At 64.1% G+C, this 12,879-nt stretch carries 11 protein-coding genes; 7 read left to right on the forward strand and 4 right to left on the reverse strand.

Annotated features, from left to right (window positions below):
• Positions 1–9: 9 nt before the first annotated feature.
• Positions 10–231: a hypothetical protein gene (locus tag XM50_RS20555; RefSeq protein ID WP_168770682.1), complete on the reverse strand. Its 222-nt coding sequence runs from the start codon at positions 229–231 to the stop codon at positions 10–12.
• Here XM50_RS20555 and XM50_RS15380 point away from each other — a divergent pair.
• Genes XM50_RS15380 through XM50_RS15395 form a run of 4 tightly spaced genes read left to right on the forward strand, consistent with a single transcriptional unit; the run spans position 215 to position 6,618 of the window.
• On the forward strand, positions 215–1,639 hold the full coding sequence (locus tag XM50_RS15380) for an efflux transporter outer membrane subunit (protein ID WP_231622000.1): 1,425 nt from the start codon (positions 215–217) through the stop codon (positions 1,637–1,639). The two genes, XM50_RS20555 and XM50_RS15380, sit on opposite strands and share 17 nt — an antisense overlap.
• Entirely contained in the window at positions 1,636–2,712 is a 1,077-nt protein-coding gene (locus XM50_RS15385; RefSeq protein ID WP_046410709.1) for an HlyD family secretion protein, read from the forward strand. Before XM50_RS15380 ends, XM50_RS15385 begins: the two co-directional genes overlap by 4 nt.
• A gap of 2 nt (positions 2,713–2,714) precedes the next feature.
• Positions 2,715–5,489 carry a ribosome-associated ATPase/putative transporter RbbA gene (gene rbbA, locus XM50_RS15390; protein WP_046410710.1) on the forward strand — a complete coding sequence of 925 codons (2,775 nt, stop codon included), beginning with the start codon at positions 2,715–2,717 and terminating at the stop codon, positions 5,487–5,489.
• Between the two features lie 4 nt (positions 5,490–5,493).
• The gene (locus XM50_RS15395) at positions 5,494–6,618 is read left to right on the forward strand and encodes an ABC transporter permease (protein WP_046410711.1); all 1,125 of its coding nucleotides are present in this window, start codon (positions 5,494–5,496) and stop codon (positions 6,616–6,618) included.
• Positions 6,619–6,661: 43 nt separating this feature from the next.
• On the opposite strand, the gene XM50_RS20560 is transcribed toward XM50_RS15395, so the two are convergent.
• Positions 6,662–6,832, reverse strand: coding sequence for a hypothetical protein (locus tag XM50_RS20560; protein WP_164518887.1), 171 nt, complete (start codon positions 6,830–6,832; stop codon positions 6,662–6,664).
• A gap of 63 nt (positions 6,833–6,895) precedes the next feature.
• On the opposite strand from XM50_RS20560, the gene XM50_RS15400 reads away from it, so the two are divergent.
• From XM50_RS15400 to XM50_RS15410, 3 genes are all read left to right on the forward strand, one after another.
• The gene (locus XM50_RS15400; protein ID WP_197075562.1) at positions 6,896–7,543 is read left to right on the forward strand and encodes a universal stress protein; all 648 of its coding nucleotides are present in this window, start codon (positions 6,896–6,898) and stop codon (positions 7,541–7,543) included.
• 74 nt (positions 7,544–7,617) lie between these two features.
• Positions 7,618–8,187, forward strand: coding sequence for a CC0125/CC1285 family lipoprotein (locus XM50_RS15405; protein WP_082103248.1), 570 nt, complete (start codon positions 7,618–7,620; stop codon positions 8,185–8,187).
• A gap of 292 nt (positions 8,188–8,479) precedes the next feature.
• Complete coding sequence (locus tag XM50_RS15410; protein ID WP_197075563.1) at positions 8,480–9,172, forward strand: DUF4197 domain-containing protein; 693 nt, start codon at positions 8,480–8,482, stop codon at positions 9,170–9,172.
• Positions 9,173–9,917: 745 nt separating this feature from the next.
• Here the strand turns inward: XM50_RS15410 and XM50_RS15415 are convergent.
• Entirely contained in the window at positions 9,918–11,807 is a 1,890-nt protein-coding gene (locus XM50_RS15415; protein WP_052742601.1) for a two-component system response regulator, read from the reverse strand.
• 177 nt (positions 11,808–11,984) lie between these two features.
• Positions 11,985–12,878: an ROK family protein gene (locus tag XM50_RS15420; RefSeq protein ID WP_046410717.1), complete on the reverse strand. Its 894-nt coding sequence runs from the start codon at positions 12,876–12,878 to the stop codon at positions 11,985–11,987.
• Position 12,879: the final 1 nt, after the last annotated feature.

The following is a 12,879-nucleotide window of genomic DNA, read 5'->3' on the forward strand; positions in this document are numbered from 1 at the left end:
ATTGGCGGATCAGGGCGGGTCGGTGACACCCGTCAGACGCGCACGCCGGTCGTGCCCGGCCATCGGGGATGCGCCCCGGGCGCCCAACCAAAGACGCAATGTCGCGCACGAGCGCGAGCGGCGCTGCGCCATCTCGAGCCAAGGGATCGCATCAGGTGCAACAGGAATGACGATCTGTGGCACGACCGCTCGGACGAAGACGCGGTCGCGGATCGTGCCGATCGCGCTCATCCTGTTCACTCTTGGCGGCTGCTCCTTTGCGCCGAAACATGTTCGCCCGGCCGCGCCAGTGCCGCCGCGCTTCCCGGGGACGAACCCCGGCGGTGCGACCATCGCGGCGATCGGCTGGCAAGCCTTCTTTCGCGATCCGGAACTGCAACGCCTGATCGCACTCGCCCTGGCCAACAATCGCGACATTCGCGTGGCGGCTGCCCGCGTTCTGGAGGCTCGGGGCGCATGGCGGATCCAGGGCGCAGCGCTCTACCCGCAGATCGATGGTGCTGTCGCCGCCACGCGGGGCCGGACGCTGTACAACCTGCCAGGCAGCGCATCGACGCCGGTCGACGTTCGCTCCATCGGCGTTCAGGCGAATGCGGCGTGGGAGATCGATTTTTGGGGCCGGCTGCGCAATCTGCGCGATGCCGCGCGCTGGCAGTATCTCGCGACGGAAGAGGCGCGCCGCGGGGTTGCCACGCAACTGATCGCGCAGGTTGCAAACGGCTATCTGCTCGAACGGGAGTATCAGGAACGCGCCGATCTCGCCCGCCGTACGATCTCCACGCGCGAGGAGTCGCTGCGGATCGTCCGGCGACGCTACGAGGTGGGATCGGGAAGCAAGCTCGACATGACACAGGCGCAGGCGTTGCTGGGTCAGGCGCGCGCCGCGCTTCAGGCTCTCGAGCAGGATCAGGAGGTCAATCGCAACGCGCTCGCGCTTCTCGTTGGCCAGCCGGTGACATTGACCGCATCGGATCGGCGCTTCGCGCAGATCACCACCTATCTTCAGCTGCCGCCGGGGCTGCCGTCCGATCTGCTCACCAACCGGCCGGACATCGTAGCGGCGGAGCGTCAGTTGCTGGCGGCCAATGCGAACATCGGCGCTGCGCGCGCCGCGTTCTTCCCCAACATCACGCTTACCGCGGGAGGAGGGATCGCCAGCACCAGCCTTGGCGACCTGTTCAGTTCGCCGACGGGGGTCTGGAGCTTCGCGCCATCGCTGACGCTGCCGATCTTCAATGCGGGCCGATTGCGGGCCAACCTTGACGTGGCGGAGGCCAGAAAGATCTTGGCGGTGGCCGAATATGAGCGCGCGATCCAGATCGCGTTCCGCGATGTTGCCGATGCGCTCGCGCGGCGGCGACAGCTGTCGTTGCAGATCGAGACGACGCGCGGTGTGCTGGACGCGCTGACCGAGCGTGCGCGGCTGGCGACCTTGCGCTTCGATAATGGCCGTTCGGCCTATCTCGAAGTGCTCGATGCACAGCGCGACCTGTTCGACACACAGCAATTGTTGGTGCAGCTACGTCGTGCCGAGGTGGCGAGTGGAGTTGCGCTCTACGCCGCGCTCGGCGGCGGTTTCGCCCCGCAGCCCGTGTTCGATTCAGACGCTGTCGCCACGGGGAGGACACCGGCACCATGAGCAAATTGCGGGACAACCGCTGGATTTCGCGCGGGCTGATCGCGCTAGCCATCGTCGGCGTCGGGGTGCTGCTGTGGCTAGCCATGCGTCCATCCGGCCTCCCCGCCGGCATCGTCAGCGGCAACGGCCGGATCGAAGCGGTCGAGATCGACATTGCCGCCAAGATGCCCGGTCGCCTGCGCGACATCACCGTGAGCGAGGGGCAGTTCGTGCGTCAGGGACAGATCGTCGCCACCATGGATACGGACGCCTTGCAGGCGCAACTGGCGCAGGCGCGAGCGCAACTTGCCGAGGCGACGAACGCCATCCAGATCACCGAAGCGCAGGTGCTGCAGCGGCAAAGCGACAAGGCCTTTGCCCAGGCGACCGTTCGCCAGCGGGAGGCGGAACTGAACGTCGCCCGCAAGCGACTGGGACGATCCTCCACGCTCGCGAAGGAAGGTGCGACGCCGGTGCAGGAGCGGGACAATGACCAGGCGGCGGTCGAGGGCGCGTCGGCAGCCGTAGCCGCCGCTCAGGCGCAGGTCGCCGCGGTGGATTCTGCGATCCGCGCGGCCCGCAGCCAGGTGGTTGGGGCCGGCACGAACGTCGAGGCGACGCGCGCCACGATCGACCGGATCATGGCTGACATCAACGACAGCGTGCTGCGCGCGCCCCGCGCGGGCCGGATCCAGTACCGCATTGCGCAGCCCGGCGAAGTGGTGGCCGCTGGCGGCCGCGTGCTGACGATGATCGATCCATCGGACGTGTCGATGGTGTTCTTCCTGCCCGAAACGGTCGCTGGTCGGGTCGCGCTGGGTGACGAGGCGCGCATCGTTCTCGACGCGCTGCCGGATCGCTACGTTCCGGCACGGATCAGCTTTGTCGCGGACGTCGCACAATTCACCCCCAAAACCGTGGAGACATCCAGCGAGCGCGAGAAGCTGATGTTCAGGGTGAAAGCGCGCATCGATCCCGATCTTCTGCGTCGCCACGTCAACCTGGTGAAAACGGGGGTCCCCGGCGTAGCCTATGTCAGGATCGATCCCGGCGTGCCGTGGCCGGCCAGCCTGTCCCGTGTCGTGAGGGATTAGCAATGCTGGCGCCGGGCGCCTCCCCCCAGGTGTCAACCACCGCCGACGATCATGTCGCGCGACTGTCAAACGTGACCTTGCGCTACGGCCGGACGGTCGCGCTCGACAATCTCGACCTCATTCTCCCGGCAAGGCAGATGGTCGGCCTCATCGGTCCGGACGGCGTCGGCAAGTCCAGCCTGTTCTCGCTGATAGCGGGCGCGCGTGCCATTCAGGAGGGCAAGGTCGAGGTTCTTGGCGGCGACATGAGTGACAAGGCGCACCGCGACCTGGTCTGCCCGCGGATCGCCTATATGCCGCAGGGTCTCGGCAAGAACCTCTACCCTACCCTCTCGGTCGAGGAGAATCTGCAGTTCTTCGCGCGGCTGTTCGGGCAGCCCCCGGAAGAACGGCGCCAGCGCATCCATCAACTGACCCGAAGCACCGGGCTCGAGAACTTTCTCTCGCGTCCCGCAGGCAAGCTTTCCGGTGGAATGAAGCAAAAGCTGGGCCTGTGCTGTGCGCTGATCCACGAGCCGAGCCTGCTGATCCTCGACGAGCCGACCACCGGCGTCGACCCGCTGGCACGTGCGAAATTCTGGATTCTCATCGGCGAGATCCGCGAACAGAACCCGGGCATGAGCGTGGTCGTCGCGACCGCCTATATGGACGAGGCGGAACGGTTCGACTGGCTGGTCGCCATGGACGACGGCCGCGTACTGGCGACGGGCACGCCGGGCGAGCTGATGGCGCAGACATCGTCGCCGGGACTGGACGAAGCCTTTATCGCGCTGCTGCCCGACGAGAAGAAGCGTGATCACACGCCGGTCACGAAGCCGCAGCAGCAATTCAATGAGCAGAGCGTCGCGATCGAGGCGAACGATCTCACGATGCGCTTCGGCGATTTCGTTGCGGTGGACCACGTCAGCTTTCGCATCGGTCGCGGCGAGATCTTCGGGTTCCTGGGATCGAACGGCTGCGGCAAATCGACGACCATGAAGATGCTCACCGGCCTGCTCGAGCCGAGCGAGGGCGAGGCGAAGCTGTTCGGCAAGCCGATCGATCCCAAGGACATCAACGTCCGGCGCCGGGTCGGCTATATGAGCCAGGCCTTCTCGCTCTACAGCGAGCTGACGGTGCGCCAGAACCTGGAACTTCATGCGCATCTGTTTGCCGTGCCGCCCGCGGAGATCGCGGAACGCGTCGCCGAGATGATCCGGCGTTTCGGCCTCGACAATGCGGCGGAGGACTTGCCGCCGGTCCTGCCCCTTGGCGCGCGGCAGCGCCTTTCGCTCGCCGTCGCGATGGTCCATCGCCCCGAAATCCTGATCCTGGACGAACCCACGTCGGGGGTGGACCCGATCGCGCGGGACACGTTCTGGCGGCTGCTGATCGACCTGTCCCGCCGCGACCAGGTGACGATCTTCATCTCGACGCACTTCATGAACGAGGCCGAGCGCTGCGACCGCATTTCGATGATGGATGCCGGCAAGGTGCTCGACAGCGACACGCCGGAACGACTGATCGAGAAGCGCAGCGCCGCGACGCTGGAAGAAGCGTTCATCTCCTATCTGGAGGAGGCCAGCGATGAGGCGACGGCAGACGCCCCGATCCAGATGCCCACAGCAACGGCGCCGGAAGCCGCATCGTCGATGCGCCGCTTCAGCCCGCGGCGGATGTACAGCTACCTTTGGCGCGAGACGCTGGAGCTTCAGCGTGATCCGGTGCGCGGGGCGCTCGCGCTCGCCGGTTCGGTGATCCTCCTTCTGGTGATCGGGTTCGGGATCAGCCTGGACGTCGACAACATCCGCTTTGCCGTTCTGGACCGGGACCAGACCACCACCAGCCGCCAATATGAGCAGGAGATCGCAAGCTCGACTTATTTCATCCCGCGCCCGCCGATCACCAGCTACGACGACATGGACCGACGGATGCGCAGTGGCGACATTTCGCTGGCCATCGAGATCCCGCCGGGATTCGGACGTGATTTGCGGCGGGGAACGCCCCAACCCGTCGCCGCATGGTTCGACGGTTCGATGCCGCTGCGCGCAGAGACGATCCGCGGCTACATCCAGGGCCTGCATCAACGCTGGCTGGCGACAGAAATGCGCGACGCGGGCCTGACCGGTGCGGCGCGCGCGGGCGCGGACGGATCGGTCACGGTGCAGAACCGCTACCGCTACAACCCCGACGTGCGCAGCCTGCCGGCGATGGTGCCAAGCGTCATTCCCCTTCTGCTGCTGATGCTGCCCGCCATGCTGGCGGCGATGGCCGTTGTCCGGGAAAAGGAAACCGGATCGATCATCAATTTCTACGTGACGCCGGTGACGCCGAGCGAATTCCTGCTAGGCAAACAGCTTCCCTATGTCGCGCTGGCGATGATCAACTTCGCGATCATGGTGATCATGGGCCGCTGGGTGTTCGGGGTTCCGATCACCGGCAACTTACTGGCCCTCACGGTTGGCGCATTGCTTTTCTCCTTCGTCTCCACCGGCATCGGTCTCCTCGCCTCCTCCGTCACCCGCAGCCAGATCGCCGCGCTGTTCCTTGCCATGATCGGCACGCTGATCCCGACGCTGACCTATGGCGGCATGATCGATCCCGTGACCTCGTTGCAGGGCGGCGCGCGGATCTTTGGCGAAATCTACCCCTCGTCGCACATGATCACGATCACCCGCGGCGTGTTCAACAAAGGGCTGGGCTTCGAGAACCTGTGGTCGTCGCTATGGCCATTGCTCCTTGCGTGGCCGATCTTCACCGGAGCATCGATCCTGTTGCTCCACAAGCAGGAGCGCTGAGGCGATGCGCACGCTCTCCAACATATACCGGCTCGGCATGAAGGAGCTGTGGAGCCTGTGGCGCGATCCCGTGATGCTTCTGCTGATTGCCTTCACCTTCACCGGGGTGATCTACACCTCGGCCAAGGCGATGCCGGAAACGCTCCACATGGCGTCGATCGCGATTGTCGATGAGGATCGCTCCCCGCTGTCGCGGCGGATCATCGATGCCTTCTATCCCCCGCAGTTCGCCCCGCCGATGCTCATCAATAGCGCCCAGATCGATCCCGGTCTGGACACGGGACGCTATACGTTCGTGCTGCGCATTCCCACCAACTTCCAGCGTGACGTGCTGCGCGACCGCGCGGCGGAACTGCAACTGAACACCGACGCCACGCGGATGACTCAGGCGTTTACCGGCAGCAGCTATATCCAGCAGATAGCGCTGGGTGAGGTGAACAACTTCGTCGCCCGGCAACAGGGCAAAAGCGCGCTGCCGGTCGATCTGGAGGTGCGTGCGCGCTACAATCCTACGCTCAGCGCCATCTGGTTCGGCGCCCTCGTCCAGGTGATCGACCAGATCACCTTGCTGGCCATCATCCTGACCGGCGCGGCGCTGATCCGCGAGCGCGAGCACGGCACGATCGAGCACCTCCTCGTCATGCCCGTGACCCCGTTCGAGATCATGGCGAGCAAGGTGTGGTCGATGAGCCTGGTCGTCCTGGTGGCATCCTTCCTGTCGACGCAGCTGGTCGTGCGCGGATTGCTGCATGTCCCCATCGCGGGATCGCTGCCGTTGTTCTTCGCCGGCGCAACGCTCGCGATGTTCGCCACCACGTCGATCGGGATCTTCATGGCGACGGTTGCGCGCAACATGCCCCAGTTCGGGATGCTTGCGGTACTTGTCCTCCTGCCGCTGCAAATGCTCTCGGGCGGGATCACGCCGCGGGAAAGCATGCCGGAAATTGTTCAGAACGTGATGCTCGCGGCGCCGACCACGCACTTCATCAGCCTGGGTCAGGCGATCCTGTTTCGCGGCGCCGGCATTGATGTCGTCTGGCCGCAGATGATCGCGCTTGCTGCAATTGGCGCTGTATTCTTCGTCTTTGCCCTGCGCCGGTTCCGTGCCGTCATCACCAGAATGGCGTGACGTTCAGCTCTAAAGACTTCGATTAGATCATCCTTACGCACCGTTACGTATACCGTTCAGGTGCAGAAAGGCCCAGTTTCTTCATCCAGGCACCCACAAAGGCGCGGGGAAGAGGATGCGGTCGATTCTGCTTTATGCGAATGAGGATAGCGGCACGATCGATCGGGTCGAAGCTGCGCTCAATCTCGCCGGCGCCTTCAACGCCCATCTTCATTGCTTGCAGATGATCACGCCGGATACGTTCGTGGCGATGGATCCCTTTGGTGGGGTCTATCCGATGTTCGATCTGCTCGAGGACATGCGGGAGCGGGAGGCGAAGAACAAGCAGGAGATCGACGCCAAGCTGCAACGCGCGGACGCGCCGCGCACGTGGATCACCGGCACCCGCTATCCACGCAGCAGCGCGCTCGATCGCATGGCGCTGGTCGACCTGACCATCGTGAGCATTCCGCAGAAGGACGAGCTTGGCGATCGGCCGCCCCCGCCAGCGCGGCTCGCCACGCAAAGCAACACGCCGGTCCTCGCGATCGCTCCTGGCGGCACGCGTTTCGACGCTTACGGCAATGCCATGGTGGCGTGGAATGGTTCTGCGGAAGCGGCGCGCGCGCTGTGCGCGGCCGTCCCGCTCCTGTCGCGGGCTGAAAACGTGACGATCGTGCATATCGAGGAAGCGAAGCCCCATGCACTTTCGCCCACCGATGCCGCCGAATACCTCGGCTATTACGAGATCAGGTCGGATATCCGCGAAGTGGCCCGATCCGACCGGATCACCAGCGACGTGCTCGCCGAGGCCGCGGCACTGGCCGACGCATCATACATCGTCATGGGCGCCTACGGCCACGCGCGGCTGCAGGAGCGGATTTTCGGCGGTGTGACCCAGGCCCTCTCCACCAACAGCAATGTCAGTCTGTTCATGGCCCATTGAGGAGCACGTTCATGACCTCACCGTAGCGCCAACCGCGATCTGTGTTCCGAAAACATAAGAAAGGAGACGTGTCCGTGCCCACGACCTTCAGAAAAACCACCATCGCAGCCGCTCTGGCGATCTCCATTGGGGGACTCGCAGGATGCGCGACCACGCCAACGCCGTATCAACCGATGGGCTCCGGTAAGGTCAGCGGCGGCTATTCCGACACGCAACTTGCGCCTGATCGTTACCGCGTCACGTTCGTCGGCAACGATTACACCTCGCGCAAGACGGTGGACGATTACCTACTCTATCGGGCGGCGCAGCTGACGGCGCAGAATGGCTATCAGAGCTTCAAGATCCTCACCAACGTCAATGAAAGTGACGTCGAGACGCAATTGACGCCTGATCCGCTGTTCACCGGGCCCTATGGCTGGTGGCGCCCGGCATGGCGGTATTACGGACCGGCCGGATGGCGCAGCTGGAATCCGTGGACGGGCGATCCGTTCTGGGCAGATACCGTCGATGTCAGCACCGTCACCAAATACGAGGCGCAGGCCGATATCCTGATGCAGCGCGGGCCAGCGACGGGCAAGGGAAGCTTCAACGCCAACCAGGTGCTCACGGCCTTGGGACCGACAATCCAGCTTCCGAAGTCATAACCGTTCAATCGTAACAAGGCGGCCGCGCTGTCGGTGTTTCCCTGGCGGAAACTCCGGCGCCGCGGCCGCCCCCTTTTTACTCATCGGCACTCGGTACGGATGCTGCCGGTCGCTCAGAAGCCTTGATCACTGCCGCAGTGAATGATCCGGGTGCGTTTCTGCCGAAGTAGATTGTAGCCGCTCATCTCCCGATCAGCGCCAGCGCCGTTCAGCGGGCGTTCCGAAAGCCACCCCCAATCGCGATGCGCTTCAAGGTTGGGAGTGACGGATGACCCATTTCACGCGGCGCGCATTGCTGATCGGCGCGGGGATCGCGCTACCGGGGCTGATGGTGGCAGGCTGTGCCACGACAGCCATGTCGGGCGACATGACGGAGGCATTGCGACGGCTGCTGACAATTTCGAGCGAGCGTGCGCTGACCCGTCTTGTATCGGACACTGGCTTTCTCAACGATCCTGCGGCCCGGCTAACGCTTCCGGGCGTGGAAGGCGATCGATCCGGCGCTGTGTTGGGCGCCCTGCTACGCTCGGCACCGGTGCAGCGTGAACTCACACTCGCGATCAATCGCATTGCCGCGGATGCGGCCGACCGTGCGGCCCCGATGATCTTGGACTCGATCCGGTCCCTCACCTTCAGTGACGCGCTCGGCATTGTTCGCGGCGGGCCAACCGCAGCAACGGGTTATCTTCAACAAGCCATCGGCGATCGGATCCTCGATGCCATGCTGCCCGAGGTAGGCCGCGGATTGCGTCAGTTCGACAGCCAGTCTGTTCTCGGTCCCGTCATCCGCGCTGCGACCGGAATCAACGTCAGCGCTATTCAGAGGACGATCACGACCCAGGTAGCACAGACGATCTGGCGCGCGATCGGCAATGAGGAAGCCGCCATTCGCAACGATCCTGCACGCGCGGGCGACCGGCTCGTTGCCGCGATGCTGACGAGCGGGCGTCTGATGGGCGCAAGCCAAGGCGCAGCGGATCGCTGATAGCGGCTGATCGAGCTCACTGGCGAACGTCCCTGCCTCACGAGGCTGAACGGCGGCTGGCACTCATCTTGCTTTTGGGAGAAATCTGGTGAATAGTCGCATATCGGCTCTACGGCTCTAATCAGAGCGCGCCGCTAGTGAGCGCCGCATCCACCCGAACTCCCTCGCAGATGCGGCGCTCATGTAGATGCAGGTGTGAAATGATCCGCTTGCGTCATGCTCCATCCTCAGCGACATGCGCGAGACGGACCGGCAATCGCTGGGTCCCAGGCTTCCAGCCGGGCGCCTCGTCCCGTCAATCCTTTTGTCCGTCAGGGGCGAGGCGCTTGGGATTGTGACTGTTACGCTAATCCTGCCGTGCCGGTCTGCCGAAGCCTGACGTCCGACTTGTACCCGATCAGCCAAATTGATCGGGTTACGACATACGTGCTTGCGTAATTAGCAAGGTCAGGGCAACTTCCCCGCATAATAATTGCCGGCTCGCCGGAATATGAGGGGATGGTTGATGGAATATGCGAACGTCATTCTACTTGGCGCCGCTGGCGTTGGTGCCGTCACGGTCATGAGCGGCATGTTGCTGTTGGCGCGTCGCCCCCGATAATCCGGAATGCGGCCCGCGCCTGATGCCGAGTGTGGACGTACCTGGTCGCACTTGCACCCACCGCGGGCTGACCTAAACTGACCTAGTTCCTTCAGGTGGCGGCTTACTGACTGCGTCGCATGTCTTGTCGATTTGCGTACGAACTCAACCAGTGGCTCCGCTTTCCGCGACGGTTGAAGGGACGGCGGCGTACACGCCTGTGATGCCTGACTTCGCAAGTGCAGCCGCGTGCTCCGCCGTGATCGGCACGGCAAACAGATAGCCCTGGAGGTGGCTGGCCCCCGCGGCGCGCAGCATCGCCACTTGCCCATCGGTCTCGACGCCTTCCGCAATGACGCCAAGCCCTAGCGCCTGCCCGAGATGGATGATCGAGTGGACGATGGCGACCGACTCTCGCTCGCGCATCATCCCATCGATGAAGCTGCGATCGATCTTCAGGCTGTCGAGCGCGAACTTGCGGATGTTGTACAGGCTGGAATAGCCGGTGCCGAAATCATCGAGCGCGATGCGAAACCCCATCTGACGCAGCCGGTACATGGTGTCGGCGGCACGCTCCGCATCGTCCAAGATGGCGGTTTCGGTGATCTCGATCTGAAGGCGCGACGGCGCGACATTGGCACGCTGCACCTGCTCCATGACATAGCCGACGAAATTGTGCCGCCGAAACTGACGTGGCGAGAAATTGACCGAGACATATTGCCCCGGCCAGTCCTTCAGCACAGCGAGCGACCTGGCGAGCACCCAGTTCCCCAATTCGTGAATCAGGTTCGATTCCTCGGCGATCGGAATGAAGGCGGCCGGGCTGATCGGCCCAACCGCAACCGCATGCCAGCGCAACAAAGCTTCGAACCCGACGACCTCGAACGTGTCGGTCGCCACGATCGGCTGGAACAACATGCTCAATTCGTCGCGCGCGATCGCCTGACTGAGGTTGCTCTCGATCTGGCGGCGCAGCCGGATCCCTTCATCAAGGCTTTCGTCAAACAGCCGCGCCGCATTGCGCCCGCTTCGTTTCGCCTCGTTGAGCGCAAGATCCGCCCTGCGCATCAGGTCAACAGGGTCGCGCACGCCCGTTTCATGCGACACCATGACGCCGGCCGAAACGGAGCCGTGCACCGGATCGCCCATCACCCTCAATGAAACATCGCACGCCGCGACGATCCGCTCGCAAGCCATCAGCGCGGCTTCCGGGGCGACAGTGTCGAACAGCAGGCCGAATTCATCCCCGCCCAGCCGCGCAACCAGTGCGTTCTGCGGAACGGCCTGCTGAAGAATGGCGCACACGGCTCGGATCATCTCGTCGCCCGCCAGGTGCCCCAGCGTGTCGTTGACCAGCTTGAAACGATCCAGGTCGACCATGGCGACCGCGAACGGGCCGGGTCGGCGCACCCGCTCGTTCAGGGCATGTTGAAACGCCAGCCGGTTGGGCGCGTCGGTCAGCGCATCATGGCTGGCGACATGGATCGCGCGCTGCTCATTGGCCGCCAGCGCGGCTGCCTGCTGCTCAAGAAGCGCAATGTGCCGCGCGAGATTGGCCCGCAGGTCGGCAAGCTCGCGATCGACGTCCCAGCGCTTGCCGAGCGCGATCGCGGTCTGCACCACCTCCGCAGCTTTAAAGGGCCTCGCCAGATAGAACAGCTTGTCGGGAGGCCCCGCCACTTCGATGATTTCCGCCGGCGATACGTCCGAATAGCCAGTGACAATGACCAGATGGATGTTGGGATCGATCATCCGTATGCGGCGAGCCGTCTCCTTCCCGTCAATGCCTGGTGGCATCCGAACGTCGATGAAGGCGACCGGATAGGGCCGGCCTTCGTCCAGGGCAGCTTCGACGGCATGAACGGCATCAGGACCCTGATTGTGGAAGGTGCACTCGAACACCGGGATGCGCCATTTTCCCGTGCGCGATGCGCGCAAGGCCTCAGCGGGCGCGCCGGTCGTGCCGCCATCAGTTTCGAAGCTGCGGCGATAGATCTCCTGCACGGAGGGATCATCATCGACGATCAGCAGGCGCATCGATGTTGAACCGGTCATCACGCGACTGACCTCCCGCCCCTAACAACACATTGCATTAATGAGTTAATGAGCAGCGAACACAGCGTCTCTTAAGGGATAATCCGTTTTGGTGGCGCCAGTCGTATCTCTCTCCGTCAGATCACAGCCGATGCATTTGGACAGGCCACGATCACAATGCGCAAAGGTACGATGTAACTAGGTCCGAGCGAGTGCCTGCTCGCCCAGGACGATGGCGCCCAGCGGACCGGCATTATTGCCGAGCGACGGCGGGACGACAAAGGTGTCGACATCCTCCACTTCCGGAAGGGCGACGTAGCCGCCGAGTGAATGGCGCAACGCCGCACGGATCTGCGGAAAGAGGAACTGATTGCCGATCATTACCCCGCCGCCCAGCACGATCCTGCGCGGGACGCCGGTGAGCGTAATGGTGTGCAGCAATTGCGCCAAGGCATGCGTCACAGTGGCCCAGACCGGATGATCCGGCGGCACATCCGCCCCCGCCATCCCCGTCCGCGCGGCAATTGCCGGGCCGGACACCAGCCCCTCCACACAGGCACCGTGATACGGGCAACTTCCCGTCCATTCGTCCCCTGCCATGCGCACCGGACGAACATGGCCGAGTTCCCCATGCGTCAGCCCATCCACCGGGCGACCATGCGCCACGAGCCCAACGCCAACGCCGGTGCCGACCGTGATATAGGCCAGGTCGCTCAGCCCCGCGGCGGCGCCCCAGCGCGCCTCGCCGAGCGCCGCACCGACGACATCCGTGTCGAAGCCGGTGGGAACGCCGTACCGACTGCCGAGGCGCCGCGCGACGTCCGTGCCGCGCCAGCCCGGTTTCGGCGTCGATGTGATGTGACCGTAATCGGCAGCACGGCGATCGATGGAGATTGGTCCGAAGCTGGCGATTCCCAAGGCCTGGAAGCCGCGCCAACTGTCGATCACCCCCTCGATCGCGGCGAGTGTCTCCTCCGGCTTTCTCGTCGGCAGTTCGACACGCTCCAGGATTGCATCGGGGCCCTTCGCGAGGATCAGCACGCATTTCGTGCCGCCCAGCTCAACGCCGGCAATCAGGGGCGCGTCATCCACC

The organism is Sphingomonas sp. Ag1 (assembly GCF_000980895.1).
Classification (GTDB): Bacteria; Pseudomonadota; Alphaproteobacteria; order Sphingomonadales; family Sphingomonadaceae; genus Sphingomonas; species Sphingomonas panaciterrae.

Coding starts and splice junctions, on each gene's coding strand:
- XM50_RS20555 (WP_168770682.1), bottom strand. CDS start 231: ATGAGCGCGATCGGCACGATCCGCGACCGCGTCTTCGTCCGAGCGGTC.
- XM50_RS15395 (WP_046410711.1), top strand. CDS start 5,494: ATGCGCACGCTCTCCAACATATACCGGCTCGGCATGAAGGAGCTGTGG.
- XM50_RS15415 (WP_052742601.1), bottom strand. CDS start 11,807: ATGACCGGTTCAACATCGATGCGCCTGCTGATCGTCGATGATGATCCC.
- XM50_RS15385 (WP_046410709.1), top strand. CDS start 1,636: ATGAGCAAATTGCGGGACAACCGCTGGATTTCGCGCGGGCTGATCGCG.
- XM50_RS20560 (WP_164518887.1), bottom strand. CDS start 6,832: ATGAAGATGGGCGTTGAAGGCGCCGGCGAGATTGAGCGCAGCTTCGAC.
- XM50_RS15400 (WP_197075562.1), top strand. CDS start 6,896: ATGTTCGATCTGCTCGAGGACATGCGGGAGCGGGAGGCGAAGAACAAG.
- rbbA (WP_046410710.1), top strand. CDS start 2,715: ATGCTGGCGCCGGGCGCCTCCCCCCAGGTGTCAACCACCGCCGACGAT.